Raw genomic sequence first — 17,274 nt, 5'->3', positions numbered from 1 at the left:
GCGGCGCGGGGGCACTCCTGGCCACCTGAGCCGGAGCCGGCTTGGGCGGTTGCGGCTTGGCCAGCAACGGCTTGGGCGCTGGGGGCTTGGGCTTGACCACCGGCTTGGGCTTGGGCGGCTCGATCACCAGCGGTTCTTCGTCGGGCACCACCAGCGGTGGCTCGGGCTCGATCGGCAGCGGCTCGGGCTCAGGCGGTGGTGGCTCTGCCGCTGCCACCAGTTGGGCCGCATCCACCAGGGCAATTTCCACCGTGCTTTCGTCGTACACCGGCTTGATCTGCAACTGTTGCAATTGACTGGCATAGATCACCAGCAACAGCAGGCCGGCCGGCAGCAGGCACGCCAGCCACTTGCGAGTTCTATATAAACCGAACATGGCGTCAGGACTTGCGCGTAGCGATGGAGACGGAAGAGAAGCCATTGCCCTTGAGCAAGTCCATCACCGATACCAGGCGTTTAACTTCAACACCCTGATCGCTATTAATAATGATCACCAACTTTTCGCTGCCATTGTTCAGCACTTTAAGTTGTGCCAACAGCGCCCCTTCATCCAGGTCCTGGCCGTCGAGTTGCAGGCGTTCTTGCAGGCCCAGGGTAATCACCGCCTTGTTTTGCGGCTTCAATTGTTGCGCGGTACTGGCGACCGGCAACTGCGTCTTGATTCCCACGGCGGGAATCACGTTGAGACTGATCAGTACGAAGAACACCAGGAGAAACATCATCACATCGATCATCGGAATGATTTCGATATGGGCCTTCTTCTTTTTAGCGACATCCCAGCTGCGCATCGTCTTGCTCCCGCTTCAGCCTTCCCTCCCTTGTGAGAGCTGAATCACAACCCTCGCCGATCCTGACCATGTGCTCAGGAATCCGCAGATCATCCGCGCCTGATGTAACGGTTTGGTGACAGATCCGTGTGATATCGATGAATGTTCGGGAGCTCTGGGACGGGCCTTTCAGCGCAGGACTATGAGTCTGCCAAGGAGCTGGTGCTGTTCGAAGCCCAGGGCCGCCTGCAGGGAATCGAGGACCGCTTGAGGGTCCTTGCTGGAGAAACTGCCACTGACCCGGCGCGCTGCCAGTTGGTCATTGAGCAGCAGGATGCGTCCGGGGAAATAGCGCCGCAGGTCCTGCACCACCACGGCCAGGGGTGCGTGGTAGTAGTTCAGCCAACCCTGGCGCCAGGCCAGTTGCGCCTCGCTGTCGACACCCTGCAACGGGGTCGCCTGGCCATGACCGTACGCCACCTGCTGGCTGGCACCGAGCACCTGCTGCGCCGCGCCTTTGGCGGCCGTGACCCCGACACGCCCGGACAGCACCGTGACCTGGGCACCGTCCGCTTGCAGGCGTACTTCGAACTGGGTGCCCAGGACCCGCGCTTCGCCCTCCCCGGCCGCCACCACAAAGGGCGCGCCCGTGTGGCTGACGCTGAAGAAACCGGCGCCACGACGCAACTGCACATGGCGTTCGCCGCGGCTGAAGTCCACGGCGATGGCACTGTCGGCGTCCAGGGTGACCTGGCTCTGGTCGGCAAGAATCACCGTGCGTACCTGACCCGGTGCCGAAACGTAATCGGCGCCCAGGTCATCGACCCAACGGCCCGGCTGCCAGCCGGCGCCCAGGGCGATCACTAGCAGCACACTGGCGGCCATGGCCAACCCCGCCGACCAGCGCCGCCGGGCCCGAGCCCTGGCTCCATCCATGGCGCGCAGCAGGCCCTGCAGGGCCAAGGCATCTTCATCCGCCAGGGTCCGCGCCGGTTGCTCGCTCAATTCCCACAGCACCTGGGCCTGGGCATAGGCTTCGACGTGGGCCGGATCGGCCTGCAGCCATTGGCTGAAGGTGGCCTGGTCGCCGCTGCTGGGCTGGTCGTGGAGCAGGCTCAGCCAGGCCAGGGCGGCCTGTTCCTGGGCAGGCGTCGGGATGACACTGGAGCGCTGATTCACGGTGCATTCCTTGGCGTGCGCGTGGTCGAGGGTTCCCGCAGGCTGGCCTTGCAGGCTTCGAGGGCGCGCATCATATGTTTTTCCACGGCGCTTTGGGACAGGCCCATGACCTTGGCGATCTCGGCGTACTTGCGCCCGTGGATACGGTTGAGCAGGAAGATCTGCCGGGTCCGCTGCGGCAGGCTGCGCAGGGCGGCCTCCACATGTCGCAGGTCGTTGCCGGCCTCCAGGGCGGCCTGGGGCTCGCAGCCCTGGTTGTCCTGCTGCTCCGGCAGCCAGCCTTCACTGACCCGCACCCGTGCGCCTTCACTGCGCAGATGATCGATGGCGATGTTGCCGGCGCAGCGCAGCAGGTAGGTGCTGAGCTCTTCGACCTGCACCAGGGGCCGGCGCCAGAAGCGCAGGAACAGGTCCTGCACCAGATCCGCGGCAGTGGCCCGGCAACCGACCCGGCGGCTGACCAGGGCCTCCATCTGCGAACGCTGGGACAGGAACACCTGCAGAAAATGCGCACGACTGCCCCGCAGATCGGGGTGATCCAGATCGCCGGGTTCCGGTGGCAGGGCGCTCATCACGGGCCGCTCCCTCAGAACTGGGCCAGGGCCGCGAGGGGGCTGGCCAACAGACTGGCCCCCGCCATCGACAGCACCAGGCGCGGGCGATAGGGCAGCAGCAACACCAGCAGCAAGGCACTGCACATCAGCACGGCGCACCACTGCACCAGCCCCAGGCTCCAGCCGGTGTCCTGCACTGCCGCCGCCAACGACAGGCCCAGCAGCAACCAGCCTCCCAGGCGCAGGCCATGGCGGCGCCGAGTCGTGGGCTTGTGCCCCAGCAGTTCGCCGTGATGCCGATCCAGGGACAGGCACAGGCCGGTGAATCCGGTAAAACACAGCAGCAGCGCCAGCAACATCAGTTCACCTCGGTTTCAGGGGCCAGTGGCCGTTGCCGTGCCGCACGGGCCGGTGCTTGCTGGCCGCGATGCATCTTGCGCGCCGCCCAGGCCAGGAACAGGCCGCTGCTCAGGCAGGCCAGGTCGAAGCCCGCCAGCATCCAGTCGCCACGCACCATGAAGCCGTCCATCAGGCTCGGGCTGGTAACAGCGTCCAGCAAGGGGATGCAGGCAAACAGCAAGGCGGCGAGGCTCAATTGCTCGGCCCAGGCTCGCCGCCCGGGCCGGACCACGGCATGCACCAGGCTCAGGCCCCACAGGATGAAGAAGCTGTTGACCTCCCAGTCCGCGCGCTCGGCGAAGGCCACCGGCAGCAACCGGTTGGCCCAGAAGAAGCCGGCCACCGCCAGCACCAGCCCGGACATACTGGCAATGTTCAGCACTTCCACCAGGCGCAGCTCAAAGGGCATGACCCCGCTCTTGGCGTGCTTGAGCTGGCGCTTGCCCAGCCAGATCACCAGCCCGGTGCCGATCATCGCGGTACTCGCCAGACCGCAGATAAAGTACAGCCAACGCAACACCGGGCCGGCGAACAGACCCATGTGCAAGCCATAGAAACTGCCGCCGATGGCCATGGGCAGGGACTGTTCGGGGCTGGCCTCCAACGGCTGGCCGGTGACCCCGTTGAACGACACGGTGCTGCCAAGATCCCGGGCCACCCGGTCGGCGCTGTGGCGCATGACGTGCACCGACGCATTCACATCCCCCGGGTGGTTGACCACCAGCCGCTGCGCATGGCCCCCCGGCCATTGCTCCAGGGCTTGCTTGAGCAGCGGGTCCAGGGGCGTCAGCGCTGCCGGCTGCCCGGCCGCCGGCGTGCTGTTGCTGGCCGGCCGCAAGTCCTTGAAGAAAGCACTGCTGTCGCCCTTGTAGGCCACCAGGATGCTCGCCGGCATGACCATGGACATGAATATCACCAGACTGCTGTAGGTGATCATCAGGTGGAATGGCAGCACCAGCACGCCCACTGCGTTGTGCCCGTCGAGCCAGGTGCGCTGGCCCTTGCGGGGCCGGAAGGTGAAGAAGTCCTTGAAGATTTTCTTGTGGATGATGATGCCGCTGATCAGGGCCACGAACATCACCATGGCGGCCAGGGTCGACAGCCAACGGCCCCAGGGATAAGGCATTTGCAACTGGAAGTGGAAGCGGTAGAAGAACTCGCCGCCACGGGTATCGCGCACCTGCAGTTCGCTGCCGGTGCTGGGGTCCAGGAGTTTTTCCGTGAAGTCGCCACGCTCGCCCGGAGCGCTCGGCGCCTGCCAGGCCACCGACAACAGCGGCTGACGCGCATCGGGCAGGCTGATGAACCAGCGCTGCGCACCCTGGCCGTGCTGTTCCAGGTAGCGCTGGGCGAGATCCAGGCTGGTATCGGCATTCACGGCCCGGACCGGAGCTTCCGGCTGCATCCAGTGGGTAATTTCTTCCTTGAAATAGGACAGGGTCCCGGTGAAGAAAATCGCGAACAGCAACCAGCCGAACACCAGCCCGCCCCAAGTGTGCAGCCAGGCCATGGACTGACGGAAACCTTCCTTCATGGCAATGCCACCCAATAGGCGCTGCCGGCGACCAGCGCCAGCACCAGGCTTGGCAGCAACAGGCCGAACCAGGCCTGCCAGGCGCTGCGACAGGCGAAGCACCAGAGCACCGCCAGCAGATAGAACACAAAGGAGGCCATCATCCCGCTGAGCACGGCGTCGGCTCTGGGAATGGGCAGCAACAGGGTCAGGCAGACGCTGGAGAGCGCCGCCAGCAGATAACCACCCAGCACCGCGGCACAGACCCGCGACACCACTGCCAGACGATAGGAAGCGGGAATTCCGCCGGCCTTGCTTTTCATGTTTGAACCTTGCAGCGAGGAGATGCCCGGGGCACTGCACAGGCCATCGGGGCGAAACAGGCGGACAATACTAATGATAAATATTCTCATGTGCAAAAGAACACCGACAAAGCCGGCCATTTCCGTCGGTCCGGGCTGATTGCCGAATGCCATGTCGCAACACTACAATGCGAACAATTCTTGTTCTCTTATGCACCTTATGGGTGCAGGAGCGTCCGACTTGTCCCATTGCGCTACCGTCGAAGGCCTCTACCAAGCCCACCACCGCTGGCTGAACACTTGGCTGCGGCGCCGGCTCGGCTGCCCCCACAGTGCCGCCGACCTGGCCCAGGACACCTTTATTCGCGTACTCAGTGCCCGGGAAACTCCGACCCTGATCGAACCCCGGGCGTTTCTCACCACCATCGCCAAACGGGTGCTGTTCAACCACTACCGACGCCAGGACCTGGAGCGGGCCTATCGGGAAACCCTGGCGCAGATGCCAGAACAGGTGGCCCCCTCCGAAGAGGAACGGGCGATCATCCTGCAGACCCTGATGGAGCTGGACGCCTTGCTCGACGGCCTGCCACGCCCGGTCAAGCGGGCCTTTCTGCTCTGTCAGCTCGATGGCCTGACCTACGGCCAGATTGCCGAGCAATTGAACATCTCCATTGCCACGGTCAAACGTCATCTGAACAAAGCCGCCATGCGCTGCTATTTCGCCCTGTGAGCGCCCCGATGAATCCACGCCTCAATGGCCAGCCCGGCTTCAGCAACCCCGTGGCCGAACAGGCCGTGCACTGGCTGATCGAAATGCAAGGCGGCCCCTTGAGCCCGCGCCAGCAAGCGGCCTGGCAGCAATGGCACGACGCCCACAGCGAACACCAGCGAGCCTGGGAGCATATCCAACGGGTCAATCAGTGCTTGCGCGGCTTGTCCTCGCCCCTGGCCCACGCAGCCTTGAATGCGCCGAAGTCCGCCGGCCGGCGCCAGGCCCTGAAGCTGCTGCTGATTCTCGGTGCCGGCTCGGCCGCCGCCTGGGGTCTGCGGGATCACAACCCGCTGCCACCGCTGTTGGCGGACTACCGCAGCTCCCTGGGCCAGCGGCGCACCTTGCAACTGAGCGATGGCAGCCAGCTGCAGCTCAACACCAGCAGTGCGGTGGATGTGCGTTTCGATGGACAGCAACGACTGATCCGCCTGCTGGAGGGCGAGATCATGCTCAGCGCCGGCCAGGACGCCCGGCCGCTGGTGGTACAGACCGCCCAGGGGCAGGTCCGCCCCGCTGTCGCACGGATCAACCTGCGCCAGTTCAAGGAGCACAGTCAGCTGGCGGTGTTTTCCGGAACGGTCAGCGTGACGCCTGCGCGCTACAGCGCACTGCCGCCTCAGGTAGCGGCCGGACAACAATTGAACTTCACCCACAGCAGCTGGCAGCCGCCCCGGGCCCTGGATGCCGGCAGCGGTGCCTGGAGCGAAGGCATGCTGGTGGCGGCCCATATGCGCCTGGCGGATTTCCTCGAGGAATTGGGGCGCTACCGTCGTGGCCAGTTGAACTGCGATGCCCAGGTGGCGGACCTGCTGATCTCCGGCAGCTATCCCCTGGATGACAGCGAGCGGATTCTCCAGCTGCTGGAAATCAGCCTGCCGGTCAGGGTGCGGCGCTTTACCCGCTATTGGGTCACGGTTGAGGCCCGGGCCTGATTGCCGGGAACAGCCATCCGTCGCAGGTTCTTTCGCTCAGGAAGATTTTTTCATGGCCGTTGAGCCGTTTTGCCCGGCTCGGGTGACAGAGAGGGAAAGCCACCTTGATTCCCCCTTCTCAGGATCGCCGTTCATGACCGAGCAACCCACCCGCCTCACGCCCCTGGCCCGTACCCTGCGTCACCTGCTGCTGGGCGCCAGCCTGAGTCTTGCCAGCCTGCCCCAGGTGCTGGCCGCCACCACCGAGGCCAAGCCTTACCACATAGCCCCGACCACCCTGGAAAGTGCGCTGAACCAGTTCGGGCGTGAAGCCGGGGTACTGATCTCCTTTGGCTCAGAGCTCACCCGTGGCGTGCAAAGCCGTGGCCTGGAAGGTCGCTACAGCCCGGAACAGGGCCTCAAAGCCCTGTTGCAAGGCACCGGCCTGCAAGCTCGGGCCGAGGGCCACAATGCCTTCAGCCTGCAACCGGCCAGCCCCGAGGCAGCCCCGGCGTCGGTGCAACTGGAGGCCTCCAGCGTGGTCGGTGACTGGCTCGGCGATGCCCAGCAGAGCGATGTCTTCGAGCATCCCGGCGCACGGGACGTGATTCGGCGGGAAGAATTCGAGCGTCAAGGCGCGACCCAGGCCCGGGACGTGCTCAATCGGATTCCCGGGGTCAATGCACCGGACAACAACGGCACCGGCAGCCACGACATGGCCCTGAACTTCGGCATTCGCGGCCTCAATCCGCGTCTGGCCTCGCGTTCCACGGTGCTGATGGACGGCATCCCGGTACCGTTCGCCCCCTACGGTCAGCCGCAACTGTCGTTTGCCCCCATCAGCATGGGCAACATGGATGCCGTGGACGTGGTGCGTGGCGGTGGCGCCGTGCGCTACGGCCCGCAGAACGTCGGCGGCATCGTCAACTTCGTGACCCGGGCGATTCCCGATGCGCCAACGGTCAAGGGTGGTTTTCAGACCGAGACCAGCCCCTCCTCCAGCCATGACGGTTTCAAGACCAGCGCCAACCTGCTGGCCGGCGGCACGGCCGACAACGGCCTGGGTGGCGCCCTGCTGTACTCCGGCACCCGCGGCGGCGACTGGCGCGAACACAGCGACACGCAGATCGACGACCTGATTCTCAAGGGCAAGTACCAGCTCGACGAGGCCAACAGCTTCAATGCCATGGCCCAGTACTACGAGGGTGAAGCGGACATGCCCGGCGGCTTGAACGTGGCGGACTACAAGGCCGATCCGTATCAGTCGACCCGCCCCTATGACAAATTCTGGGGGCGTCGCACGATGTTCAATGTCGGCTATCGCTATCAGCAAGATCGCCGGGAGTTCACCGTCAACAGCTTCTTCACCAAGACCCTGCGCAGCGGCTACCTGGACCAGGGCAGTTTCCTCTCCCTGTCACCCCGCGAGTACTGGGTGCGCGGCCTGGAAACCCGCTTCGCCCAGGGCTTCGACCTGGGGGACAGCAGCCACGAAGTGGGCGTCGGTTACCGCTACATCAACGAAGCCGGGCATGAACTGCGCTATCGCACGCCGTTGACCGCCAATCAGCAACTGCCCACCACCAACAGTCGCAACGACCGGGACACTCGTGGCGGCACCGAGGCCCACGCGTTCTTCGTCGACGACCGGATCGATATCGGCAAGTGGACCCTGACCCCGGGCATCCGCTACGAGATGATCGAGTCCCAGCAGAGCAACAACCTCACCCACGTCAAATACAAGGGCGACTACAACACCGCGCTGCCGGCGCTGAATGTGATGTATCACCTCAACGAGAGCTGGAACCTCTACGCCAACACCGAAGGCTCCTTCGGCAGCGTGCAGTACAGCCAGATGCCCAACCGCGTGGCCAGCGGCGAGGTCAAACCGGAAAAGGCCCGCACCTGGGAACTGGGCACCCGCTATGACGATGGCACCCTGCGGGCGGAGATCGGCGCCTTCCTGATCAACTTCGACAACCAGTACGACAGCAACCAGACCAACGACACGGTGATCGCCCGCGGCGAAACCCGCCACCAGGGTATCGAGAGCAGCATCAACTACGCCCTGGACGGCCTCGATCCGGCGCTGGCGGGCTTCGATGTCTACGCCACCTACGCCTATGTCGATGCCACGATTCGTGAGGACGGTCCGAACAAGGGCAACCGCGTGCCCTTCTCCTCCAAGCACAAGGGCACCCTGGGGGTGAGCTACACCGAAGGTCCGTGGAAACTCAACCTCGACAGCAGCTACCAGAGCAGCCAGTTTGCCGACAATGCCAACACGTCACGCGAAAGCGTCGACGGCAGCAACGGCCGCATCCCCGGCTACATGCTGTTCAGCACTCGCGCCGGCTACGACTTCGGCCCGCAGCTGTCGGACCTGAATGTCGCGGTGGGCGTGAAGAACATCTTCAACCACCAGTACTTCACCCGCTCCTTCGACGACAACAACAAGGGCAAGTACGTGGGTGAGCCGCGCACCCTCTACGTACAGACTTCAGTGGCGTTCTGACTTTTTCTCGCCCACAACAAAACGTGCCTGCAATGCAGGCCCGTTGGTTGGGGGAGAAACTCAGCCGTCAGCTATTGAGCGCGGCCTGTTGGTTTTCCAGGAATTCTTCTTCGAGCAGGGCATCCGCCTCGGTGCCATCGCTGCTGGGCACGGCCGCCGCACGTTTGCCGCGCAGTTTACCGAACATGTGCTCCAGGGCACTTTCCAGCTTGATGGTGGCGCCATCGAGGGCCTGTTCCAGTGTGTCGGCCTTGTGGGTCACGGAAATCGGTTGGTGACCTTTCGGACGGGCTTCCAGCTGGCAGCGCATATCGTCCGGACCTGACTTGCCGCCGTTCTCGTCCCGCAGGTGGACCACTACCCGGGTCAGGTCTTCTTCGTAGCGTTCGAGCGTGCTTTCAACGGTGCTGCGCACCCACTCCTCCATCCGAAGGCTGCTTTGAATATGGTTATCGCTATGGACTTGGATTTGCATAGTTCTTCCCTTATTTCAGCTTGCTCGTAAGAGGGTCAAGGCAGTGTGTTGGGACCTGCATTTCGTGACCTCTTGATTACACAATTAGGCACGGCGGCGAACATTTCAACCCCTTAAAAAAGATAAATATTCATACGCAAATAAAGCCGGACAAACTGCAAAGGCGCTGTTAAGGTCGGGAGTTGACTCGATTCAGCTTCCTCGCTCAAACCCTCACAATTGCCCCTCACCCAGAGGGTGCAAGCCGCGAAAAATCTCCGCTTCCTCCACCAGCCAGTCATGCACCGCGCGTACACCCGGATGGCTCAGGGCGCCCGGCGCATAGAGCAGCACGTAGCGTTTGTGGTTGGGCACTGCCAGGCCGAAAGGCACGATCAGAGTGCCGCGTTCCAATTCATCGTTGAGCAGGGTACGCCGGGCAATCGCCACGCCCATGCCGGCGATCGCCGCCTCGATGGTCAGGTGGTTGCGGTTGAAGGTGTGGCCACGGCGCACATCCGCGCCTTCGAAGCCGATGGCATTCAGGTAGAACTCCCATTCGGCGTATTCATAGCTGCCGCGCCAGGCGGTGATGTCGTGCAGCAAGGGGAAATGCGCCAGGTCCGCCGGCCCGTGCAGCGGCGGACGGCCCCGTAGCAGACTCGGCGCGCAGACCGGGAAGATCTGCTCGTCCAGCAACGCGGTGGACTGCAAGCCGGGGTAACTGCCGTCGTTCAGGTCGATGGCCAGGTCGAAGTCGCCTTCATGCAGGGCCACGCTGCTGTCTTCCGCCACCAGCCGAAGCTGGATCTCCGGATAACGCTGTTGCAGCCGCGGCAAACGAGGCGTCAGCCACTTGCCGAGAAACGAAGGGATCGAACGCAGGCGCAGGGTGCCGCTGATCATTCCCGCGTCCAGGCGCCGCAGCTCCGCATCGATGCTGCCGTAGGCCTCGCTCACCGTCAGCGCCAGCCGCTGCCCTTCGGCACTCAGTTCCACACCCCGGGGCCGACGGTGAAACAGGCGCAAACCCAGGCGCTCCTCCAACTGGCGGATCTGCTGGCTGACCGCCCCTGGCGTGATGTGCAGCTCTTCAGCGCATCGGGTGAAAGACAGGTGCCGCGCGGCACAGGAAAACACATGCAGCCAGACATAGGTCTGGGCATGAAACTGACGGCTCATCGTTTAGTCCTGCTAAAGGATCTCTTAGGAAGTTTCGTTGGTCAGTGCTGACCGACCCGGGCAGTATCGCCGACATTGCGCTTGGCCTACAAAAAATGGCAGCGATCCACCTTCCATTGCTTGTAAGGCTTTAGCATGGCTATCAGTGTTTTCGATCTTTTCAAAGTCGGTATCGGTCCCTCCAGCTCCCACACCGTGGGCCCGATGCGCGCCGCCGCCACCTTCGCCCAGGCGCTGTTCGACCAGGGCCTGGAGGATCAGGTACAGCGGGTGCAGATCCGCCTTTACGGTTCCCTCTCCGCCACCGGTGTCGGCCATGCCACCGACCGTGCCAGCGTCATGGGACTGATGGGCGAATGGCCCGACAGCATCGATCCGGGCAGCATCGGCCCACGCATCCAGCAACTGCGCGACAGCGGCCAGTTGCTGCTGGGTGGGCGCACGAACATCGCCTTCGACTGGCAACAGGACCTGCTCCTGCTGGACCAAAGCCTGCCCTACCACCCCAACGCCATGTCCCTGACCGCCCTCGGCGAGCAGGGCATCGTGCTGGAGCAGACCTACTACTCGGTAGGCGGCGGCTTCATCATCGAAGCGGCCCAGGTCGAGGCCGGAACTGAAGCCGGCGCCAGCGTCGAATTGCCTTACGACTTCAACAGCGCTGCTGAACTGCTGGCGCTGTGCAAGACCCACAAGCTGCGCGTCGGCGAGCTGATGATGGCCAACGAAAGGGCCTGGCGCAGCGACGCCGAAATCCGTAGCGGCCTGCTGCATATCTGGTCGGTGATGCGCGAATGCGTCGAACAGGGCCTGCGCCACGAAGGCATCCTGCCCGGCGGCCTCGATGTCCCCCGGCGCGCCGCCAAGCTGCACCGCAGCCTGCTGGAGATCGGCAAGCCGAATGTCATCACCTCAACCCTCTCGGCCATGGAGTGGGTCAACCTCTACGCCCTGGCGGTAAACGAGGAAAACGCCGCCGGCGGACGCATGGTCACCGCCCCTACCAACGGTGCGGCGGGGATCATCCCGGCGGTGCTGCACTACTACATGAAGTTCAATCCCCAGGCCTCTGACGATGACGTCGTGAGCTTTTTCCTGGGAGCTGCGGCAGTGGGCATCCTGTGCAAGAAGAACGCCTCCATCTCCGGCGCCGAAGTCGGCTGCCAGGGCGAAGTGGGCTCGGCCTGCGCCATGGCCGCTGCGGGTTTGGCGGAAGTCCTCGGTGCCACGCCCGAGCAACTGGAAAACGCCGCCGAGATCGGCCTGGAACACAACCTCGGCCTGACTTGCGACCCGGTGGGCGGCCTGGTGCAGGTGCCCTGCATCGAGCGCAACGCGATTGCCGCAGTGAAAGCGATCAACGCCACCCAGATGGCCCTGCGCGGTGACGGCAAGCATTTCATTTCCCTGGACCGGGTGATCCGCACCATGCGCGATACCGGCGCCGACATGCATGACAAATACAAAGAAACTTCACGGGGCGGCCTGGCAGTGAGCTGGGTGGAATGCTGAGGAGCCTTCCCTGACCGTCCGTAACACGTGAGCCCGAGCAAAAATAATAACGAGGCGATACCGATGACCGATGTACCCACACCTGCTGCCGAAAATCCCGCAGTAGCCACACTCCGCGACACCGCAACAGCCCGGCAAGGCTGGAGCAAGCACGACACCACCTGGATGCTCGGCCTGTATGGCACCGCCATCGGCGCCGGCACCCTGTTCCTGCCGATCAACGCCGGGGTCGGTGGCTTCTGGCCATTGATTGTGCTGGCGCTGCTGGCCTTCCCCATGACCTTCTTCGCCCACCGCGGCCTGACCCGTTTCGTCCTATCCGGGCGCTCCGGGGACATCACCGAGGTAGTGGAAGAACACTTCGGGGTCGGTGCTGGCAAGCTGATCACCCTGCTCTACTTCTTCGCCATCTTCCCGATCCTGCTGGTGTACAGCGTGGCCCTGACCAACACCCTGGGCAGCTTCATGGAGAACCAGCTGCACATGACCCCGCCGCCCCGGGCGCTGCTGTCGCTGCTGCTGATCCTCGGCCTGATGGCCATTGTGCGTTGCGGCCAGGGCGTGATCGTGCGGGCCATGAGCCTGCTGGTCTATCCCTTCGTCGCCGCCCTGCTGTTGCTGGCCCTGAGCCTGATTCCCAACTGGAACGGCGCGTTCTTCGCTTCGGCCGGCGAGGGCATGCCCCTGCCGCTGTTCTTCAAGACCCTGTGGCTGGCGATTCCGGTGATGGTGTTCTCCTTCAACCATTCGCCGATCATCTCGGCCTTCGCCCTGGATCAGAAACGCCATTACGGCGCCCAGGCCGAGCGCAAGAGCAGCGGCATCCTGGCCACGGCCCACGCCATGATGGTGCTGACGGTGATGTTCTTCTGCTTCAGCTGCGTGCTGGCCCTGTCGCCGGCGGACCTGGTGGCGGCCAAGGAACAGAACATCTCGATCCTGTCGTACCTGGCCAACCACTTCCAGACCCCGGTGATTGCCTACGCCGCACCGCTGATCGCGCTGGTGGCCATCACCAAGTCGTTCCTGGGCCACTACATCGGCGCCAGCGAAGGCTTCCAGGGCCTGATCGTGAAAAACCTGCGGGGGCGCTCGCTGTCCTCCACCCGCCTGGAAAAGATCACCGCGCTGTTCATGATCCTCACTTGCTGGGCCGTGGCCACCTTCAACCCCAGCATCCTGCGCATTATCGAGACCATGGGCGGACCGGTAATCGCCTGCCTGCTGTTCCTGATGCCGATGTATGCGATCCGGCGCGTGCCTTCCCTGCGCCAGTATTCGGGCCAACTGTCGAACCTGTTCGTGGTGCTGATCGGCCTGGTCGCACTGTCTGCGATCATTTACTCGGTCGTGCCCTGAAACGGGCAGGAATAAAAAAAGCGGACCTTGTGGTCCGCTTTTTTGTCCCTGCAATCATTGCCCGGCGAGGTTCCCGGCATGCCCCTTGCTTTGTTCATCCTTGAGCAACACGGACGTAGGCAAGCCTCGGCAAACGACCGGCCAGCGGTCTGGAATCGCGAACTAATTCCGCGCCCTGCCAGTCAATGACTGCACGATCCAATCAGGCGGTGACGCATCATGGACAACCCCTTTCAACTGATTACTGACACCTTCACCCCGGATTACCAGGTCAACCTGAGCATCCAGGGCCTGGACGGCAGCATCATGCTGACCCTGTCCCAGGCCGGTCGGGTGGTGGCCAAGCGCATGATCAGCGCAGCCCAGCGCAATGACCCGCAGCGCATCAAGCGCCTGGTGCAAAGCATTCAATTCGGCATCGCCATCGAGCAAGGCCACAGCGCCGTAGCCATCCTCGAAGCCATGACCAACGGCGACAGCCTCGCACTGCTGCCGTCCGCCGGCCAAAAGCCTGCGCCCCAGGCCTTGAGGTTCTAGAGCTCGCCCTTCTCCACTTCCGGGTGCTCGCCGGAGCCCGCGCCGATCTTGCGTTGCGGATGCTCGATCTTCACCGAGGGAAATTGCGACGAGGCGTAGCGCACCACCAGAATGGCGAAGGCCAGCAGCAGAATCCCGCCACACAGGTAGATGATCCCCAGGTCTGGCGGGCTGTGGTGCGAGACGTTGGAAATCAGCAGTCGGGTCAGCGCGGTGATCGCCACGTAGATCAGAAAGCGCACCGGCATGTGGTTGGTCTTGAAGTAGATACCGACCATCGCCCCCAATTCCAGGTAGATGAACAACAGCAGGATGTCATCGATCTTGATGTGGCCTGCCTCAAGCATCTGCAGGAATTCCATCACCGCCGCCCAGGCAGTCACCGCGCCAATGGCGAACAGCGCCAGGTAATGGAACGACTCGACAAACAGGTTGCCCAGGGACTCGGCCAGTTGATGGACGTTCTGCCGTAGGTTCTCGGCCCAATTGATTTTCACGATGGTTCTTCCTTAGGTCGGTTCGACCGGATGATGCGGATTGGACGTGACGGTTGTTCTGCATGCAGAAAAAAGGCCAGGAGCCGTCAATGAGATGGTGGCCGCCCGCAACGAGGCACGGCCCCATCACAATCGACCCGGGAAAAAAATTCCGTCTACATTAAAAAGCCACTATCCAAGGGAAAAGGATTCGCCTATTCTCTCGACCTGTATATAGATACAGTGTTTATACAGACCCATTATCGTGAAGGCATGTGAGGTGGTGAATGGCCGTCGAAGTGGTATACCGCAGCAGCCGAGATCTGGAGCGCTTGTTCATGGATAAAGCCGAAGCTGACCGTCATGACAAAATGCTCGAACTGGCTGAAGTGCTGGCGCAAGTGTTGCAAAAAGCCGTGCCGTCGCTGAGCGAACAACAGGTGGAAGAAGCCGGTATCTACATGGCGAAGAACCGCGATGTATTTGCCAGGGCCTTCAAGAGCCAGCCGGATGCATTGTCCGAGTTGCTCAGCGCCCCCGCTCCCGCGGTGGAGGTGGTTCAAGCGCAGCAACCTGCTGAAGTCGAGGCGCCGACCAAACCGGCGAAAGCAGCCAAGGCTGCGAAATAGGCTTCACGCGAATTGAATAAGCCCTGTGTCCATGGCACAGGGCTTTTTTCATGTTTGCCGATCAAGACGCGCCCGTTATGCAGCCGCCGGTTAAACGACTGCCGCGCCTTTGGGCTCGGGCAAATCGATAAGGTTGCGACGCAGTATCGCAGTGATCTTGCCCATGAAAATCACAGGCAAATCGGTTGCACCTCCATACAGGTCGACCACTCCAACCTCAACTGCGCTGTCGACGATGCTGGAGAACGTCTCGATATCTTCAGGCGCTATCAAAGCAACAAGGCTCTGTGGCAAATCATCCCCTCTGCCATTCAATGCCAATTGCGCTCCGGCCCTCTCCCAGGCCAGTAAACGATCTTTTTCCGGGTAGTCCTCAAGGTGTTTTATCAACTCATCTACAGCAGGGTGAGCAATACCTTTGCTCAGGCAGTAAGCCTGCAGACAAGCCGCAGCGTACAACTGCAGGTCCCTGACAGAACACCCGATCAATGGATTGTCCGTATTGGCCGCTGTCATGGCGCAACCTCCCACACCCTGCAGCCTGGCGAGCAGTATCCGGATGCTATATCCATGGCTTCCAGGACTCTGTCTTCGAGTTCTTCAGGTGCGTCATGCCTGAGCGACGCCAGATATTTGTACACAGCCTGCGCGCCAAAGCCCCGATCCCGATACCGCACAAGAAGCTGGCGTATCGATTGAATATCCGCACCTTTGCGCAACAGCGAAGACAACTGCTCATCCAGACCACTATCGAGCACTTGAGGCATCGTCGAATACATTCCTTGTCAGTTGGGCCGTGAGGGACTGGGCTCGGCACTGCAACCTTTCCCGGGCCCAGATACTACAGAGTGCAAGACCCAGGGTTAAGACAGGGATGCCTAGCGGTACAGCACCCGCTCCGCCAGTTCGTCCGCGACCCGCGCCGGAGAGCGCTTTTCCGCCTGGGCGTGGGCGAAGATCTCCGTCAGCCGCAAGCTGATCTTCGACAGGTGCGCCGTGATCACCGGGAGTTCCTCATTGCGATGCTTGAGGGACACATAGATCAGGCCACCCGAATTGATCACGTAGTCCGGCGCATAGAGAATCCCGCGCCGTTCCAGTTGATCGGCAACTTGCAGGTTGGTCAGTTGATTGTTGGCCGAACCGGCCACCGCCGCGCAGCGCAACTGGGCCACGCTGAGGCTGTTGAGCACGGCGCCAAGGCCGCAGGGGGCGAGAATGTCGCAAGGGGTGCTGAGCAACGAATCGTTGGCGACGGGATGCGCCCCGAGTTGCTCCATGGCCAACTGCACCTTGCCGGCATCGATGTCGCTGACCAGCAGCTCGGCACCGGCGGCGTGCAGTTGCTCGGCCAGGGCAAAGCCGACGTTGCCCAGGCCCTGGATCGCCACCCGCAGGCCTTCCAGGTTGTCGCTGCCCAGGCGGGCCATGGCGGTACTGCGAATCCCGGCGAACACTCCCATGGCGGTGTGGGGCGACGGGTCTCCGGCGGCGCTGGTGCTGGTGACGTAGCGGGTCTGCTGAGCGATGCAGTCCATGTCGGCCACCGAGGTGCCGCTGTCGATGGCGGTGATGTAGCGCCCGTCCAGTTGCTCGATGCAACGGCCAAAGGCCTCGAACAACGCCGCGCGGTTTTCCACATGGGCGGGGCGGATGATCACGGCAGTACCGCCACCTTGAGGCAAGCCGGCCAGGGCCGCCTTGTAGCTCATGCCCTGGGCCAGGCGCGCAGCGTCTTCCACGGCACTGGTGGTGTCGGGGTAGGCCAGATAACGGCAACCGCCCAGGGCGGGGCCCAAGCGGTTGTTATGGATGGCGATCACTGCCTTCAATCCGGTGCTGGGATCGACGCTGAGGTGCAGCGATTCAAGGCGGGTGCTGTGCATGAGAGCGAACATCGACGGGCTCCCGAATCACGTCTTGTAGTCGCCAGTATAGGCTTGCGCCTGGAATTTGCTGCGCCACGCAGGAATAAGCCGCAGGCATTTGCAGGCTTTGGGAAATAACCTGCTACCACCTGTGTCAGCACTGGACGAACCTGCGCCACGAGGCTAAAACGAGGCATCCGTCGGAGGTTGAGATGAACCCGCGCCAAGCCTTTTTCGCCTGCCTGCACCGCTCGCCACCAGCCCTGCTGGAAGCGGCCCTGTGGATAGCCGCCGAGCATGCACCAAAACTGGTGCCCGAGCGTCACTTGGAAGCCTTCAAGGAGA

General features: G+C 62.8%; 18 protein-coding genes and 3 pseudogenes. 8 read left to right on the top strand and 13 right to left on the bottom strand.

The features are described 5' to 3' along the window. The 7 genes and pseudogenes from BLX41_RS36475 to BLX41_RS28100 all read right to left on the bottom strand — a co-directional run. Positions 1-376: pseudogene (locus BLX41_RS36475) on the bottom strand (energy transducer TonB family protein); the annotation flags it as partial. A 4-nt stretch (positions 377-380) separates the two neighbouring features. After that, complete coding sequence (locus BLX41_RS28125) at positions 381-788, bottom strand: ExbD/TolR family protein (RefSeq protein ID WP_060837609.1); 408 nt, start codon at positions 786-788, stop codon at positions 381-383. Positions 789-956: 168 nt separating this feature from the next. Continuing rightward, complete coding sequence (locus tag BLX41_RS28120; RefSeq protein WP_123727523.1) at positions 957-1,946, bottom strand: FecR family protein; 990 nt, start codon at positions 1,944-1,946, stop codon at positions 957-959. Next, on the bottom strand, positions 1,943-2,518 hold the full coding sequence (locus tag BLX41_RS28115; RefSeq protein WP_123727522.1) for an RNA polymerase sigma factor: 576 nt from the start codon (positions 2,516-2,518) through the stop codon (positions 1,943-1,945). The genes BLX41_RS28120 and BLX41_RS28115 overlap by 4 nt, the downstream gene beginning before the upstream one ends. Positions 2,519-2,532: 14 nt before the next feature. Next, positions 2,533-2,859 (bottom strand): DUF3325 domain-containing protein, encoded by a 327-nt coding sequence (locus BLX41_RS28110; protein ID WP_123727521.1) that lies wholly within the window; start codon positions 2,857-2,859, stop codon positions 2,533-2,535. Continuing rightward, positions 2,859-4,433, bottom strand: coding sequence for a PepSY-associated TM helix domain-containing protein (locus BLX41_RS28105; RefSeq protein WP_123727520.1), 1,575 nt, complete (start codon positions 4,431-4,433; stop codon positions 2,859-2,861). Before BLX41_RS28105 ends, BLX41_RS28110 begins: the two co-directional genes overlap by 1 nt. Beyond that, positions 4,430-4,735 carry a DUF3649 domain-containing protein gene (locus BLX41_RS28100; RefSeq protein ID WP_123727519.1) on the bottom strand — a complete coding sequence of 102 codons (306 nt, stop codon included), beginning with the start codon at positions 4,733-4,735 and terminating at the stop codon, positions 4,430-4,432. Before BLX41_RS28100 ends, BLX41_RS28105 begins: the two co-directional genes overlap by 4 nt. 199 nt (positions 4,736-4,934) lie before the next feature. On the opposite strand from BLX41_RS28100, the gene BLX41_RS28095 reads away from it, so the two are divergent. From BLX41_RS28095 to fecA, 3 genes are all read left to right on the top strand, one after another. Continuing rightward, positions 4,935-5,444, top strand: coding sequence for a sigma-70 family RNA polymerase sigma factor (locus tag BLX41_RS28095; RefSeq protein ID WP_185073853.1), 510 nt, complete (start codon positions 4,935-4,937; stop codon positions 5,442-5,444). Between the two features lie 8 nt (positions 5,445-5,452). Beyond that, on the top strand, positions 5,453-6,418 hold the full coding sequence (locus tag BLX41_RS28090; protein WP_123727517.1) for a FecR domain-containing protein: 966 nt from the start codon (positions 5,453-5,455) through the stop codon (positions 6,416-6,418). 133 nt (positions 6,419-6,551) lie between these two features. Next, positions 6,552-8,912: a TonB-dependent Fe(3+) dicitrate receptor FecA gene (fecA, locus tag BLX41_RS28085; RefSeq protein ID WP_123727516.1), complete on the top strand. Its 2,361-nt coding sequence runs from the start codon at positions 6,552-6,554 to the stop codon at positions 8,910-8,912. 67 nt (positions 8,913-8,979) lie between these two features. Here the strand turns inward: fecA and BLX41_RS28080 are convergent, their stop codons facing one another. Together BLX41_RS28080 and BLX41_RS28075 are read right to left on the bottom strand one after the other, a co-directional pair. Beyond that, entirely contained in the window at positions 8,980-9,387 is a 408-nt protein-coding gene (locus BLX41_RS28080; protein ID WP_123727515.1) for an HPF/RaiA family ribosome-associated protein, read from the bottom strand. Positions 9,388-9,600: 213 nt separating this feature from the next. Further along, entirely contained in the window at positions 9,601-10,548 is a 948-nt protein-coding gene (locus BLX41_RS28075) for a LysR substrate-binding domain-containing protein (RefSeq protein ID WP_060837600.1), read from the bottom strand. A 135-nt stretch (positions 10,549-10,683) separates the two neighbouring features. Between BLX41_RS28075 and BLX41_RS28070 the strand changes: the two genes are divergently transcribed. The 3 genes from BLX41_RS28070 (at position 10,684) to BLX41_RS28060 (ending at position 13,956) form a co-directional block, all read left to right on the top strand. Next, complete coding sequence (locus BLX41_RS28070; protein WP_123727514.1) at positions 10,684-12,060, top strand: L-serine ammonia-lyase; 1,377 nt, start codon at positions 10,684-10,686, stop codon at positions 12,058-12,060. 63 nt (positions 12,061-12,123) lie between these two features. After that, a complete protein-coding gene (locus tag BLX41_RS28065; protein ID WP_123727513.1) occupies positions 12,124-13,419 on the top strand; it encodes a serine/threonine transporter in 1,296 nt (431 codons plus the stop codon). A 219-nt stretch (positions 13,420-13,638) separates the two neighbouring features. Continuing rightward, positions 13,639-13,956, top strand: a complete 318-nt coding sequence (locus tag BLX41_RS28060; RefSeq protein WP_123727512.1) for a DUF3509 domain-containing protein — start codon at positions 13,639-13,641, stop codon at positions 13,954-13,956. On the opposite strand, the gene BLX41_RS28055 is transcribed toward BLX41_RS28060, so the two are convergent. After that, on the bottom strand, positions 13,953-14,453 hold the full coding sequence (locus BLX41_RS28055) for a phosphate-starvation-inducible protein PsiE (RefSeq protein WP_102861203.1): 501 nt from the start codon (positions 14,451-14,453) through the stop codon (positions 13,953-13,955). The two genes, BLX41_RS28060 and BLX41_RS28055, sit on opposite strands and share 4 nt — an antisense overlap. Positions 14,454-14,719: 266 nt before the next feature. On the opposite strand from BLX41_RS28055, the pseudogene BLX41_RS28050 reads away from it, so the two are divergent. Then, a pseudogene (locus BLX41_RS28050) lies at positions 14,720-14,974 on the top strand (YebG family protein); the annotation flags it as partial. Between the two features lie 177 nt (positions 14,975-15,151). Here the strand turns inward: BLX41_RS28050 and BLX41_RS28045 are convergent. From BLX41_RS28045 to BLX41_RS28035, 3 genes are all read right to left on the bottom strand, one after another. After that, positions 15,152-15,577 (bottom strand): hypothetical protein, encoded by a 426-nt coding sequence (locus BLX41_RS28045; RefSeq protein ID WP_123727510.1) that lies wholly within the window; start codon positions 15,575-15,577, stop codon positions 15,152-15,154. Continuing rightward, positions 15,574-15,828 (bottom strand): hypothetical protein, encoded by a 255-nt coding sequence (locus BLX41_RS28040; RefSeq protein ID WP_123727509.1) that lies wholly within the window; start codon positions 15,826-15,828, stop codon positions 15,574-15,576. The genes BLX41_RS28045 and BLX41_RS28040 overlap by 4 nt, the downstream gene beginning before the upstream one ends. Positions 15,829-15,939: 111 nt before the next feature. Continuing rightward, entirely contained in the window at positions 15,940-16,959 is a 1,020-nt protein-coding gene (locus BLX41_RS28035) for a Leu/Phe/Val dehydrogenase (protein ID WP_102878408.1), read from the bottom strand. A 182-nt stretch (positions 16,960-17,141) separates the two neighbouring features. On the opposite strand from BLX41_RS28035, the pseudogene BLX41_RS37505 reads away from it, so the two are divergent. Further along, positions 17,142-17,274 (top strand): annotated as a pseudogene (locus BLX41_RS37505) (hypothetical protein); the annotation flags it as partial.

Source organism: Pseudomonas protegens, from assembly GCF_003732485.1.
Lineage (GTDB): Bacteria > Pseudomonadota > Gammaproteobacteria > Pseudomonadales > Pseudomonadaceae > Aquipseudomonas > Aquipseudomonas protegens_B.
This window is presented reverse-complemented; position numbering and strand designations above follow the sequence as displayed.

Coding starts and splice junctions, on each gene's coding strand:
- BLX41_RS28125 (WP_060837609.1), bottom strand. CDS start 788: ATGCGCAGCTGGGATGTCGCTAAAAAGAAGAAGGCCCATATCGAAATC.
- BLX41_RS28115 (WP_123727522.1), bottom strand. CDS start 2,518: ATGAGCGCCCTGCCACCGGAACCCGGCGATCTGGATCACCCCGATCTG.
- BLX41_RS28110 (WP_123727521.1), bottom strand. CDS start 2,859: ATGTTGCTGGCGCTGCTGCTGTGTTTTACCGGATTCACCGGCCTGTGC.
- BLX41_RS28105 (WP_123727520.1), bottom strand. CDS start 4,433: ATGAAGGAAGGTTTCCGTCAGTCCATGGCCTGGCTGCACACTTGGGGC.
- BLX41_RS28100 (WP_123727519.1), bottom strand. CDS start 4,735: ATGAAAAGCAAGGCCGGCGGAATTCCCGCTTCCTATCGTCTGGCAGTG.
- BLX41_RS28095 (WP_185073853.1), top strand. CDS start 4,935: ATGGGTGCAGGAGCGTCCGACTTGTCCCATTGCGCTACCGTCGAAGGC.
- BLX41_RS28090 (WP_123727517.1), top strand. CDS start 5,453: ATGAATCCACGCCTCAATGGCCAGCCCGGCTTCAGCAACCCCGTGGCC.
- fecA (WP_123727516.1), top strand. CDS start 6,552: ATGACCGAGCAACCCACCCGCCTCACGCCCCTGGCCCGTACCCTGCGT.
- BLX41_RS28080 (WP_123727515.1), bottom strand. CDS start 9,387: ATGCAAATCCAAGTCCATAGCGATAACCATATTCAAAGCAGCCTTCGG.
- BLX41_RS28075 (WP_060837600.1), bottom strand. CDS start 10,548: ATGAGCCGTCAGTTTCATGCCCAGACCTATGTCTGGCTGCATGTGTTT.
- BLX41_RS28070 (WP_123727514.1), top strand. CDS start 10,684: ATGGCTATCAGTGTTTTCGATCTTTTCAAAGTCGGTATCGGTCCCTCC.
- BLX41_RS28065 (WP_123727513.1), top strand. CDS start 12,124: ATGACCGATGTACCCACACCTGCTGCCGAAAATCCCGCAGTAGCCACA.
- BLX41_RS28060 (WP_123727512.1), top strand. CDS start 13,639: ATGGACAACCCCTTTCAACTGATTACTGACACCTTCACCCCGGATTAC.
- BLX41_RS28045 (WP_123727510.1), bottom strand. CDS start 15,577: ATGACAGCGGCCAATACGGACAATCCATTGATCGGGTGTTCTGTCAGG.
- BLX41_RS28040 (WP_123727509.1), bottom strand. CDS start 15,828: ATGCCTCAAGTGCTCGATAGTGGTCTGGATGAGCAGTTGTCTTCGCTG.
- BLX41_RS28035 (WP_102878408.1), bottom strand. CDS start 16,959: ATGTTCGCTCTCATGCACAGCACCCGCCTTGAATCGCTGCACCTCAGC.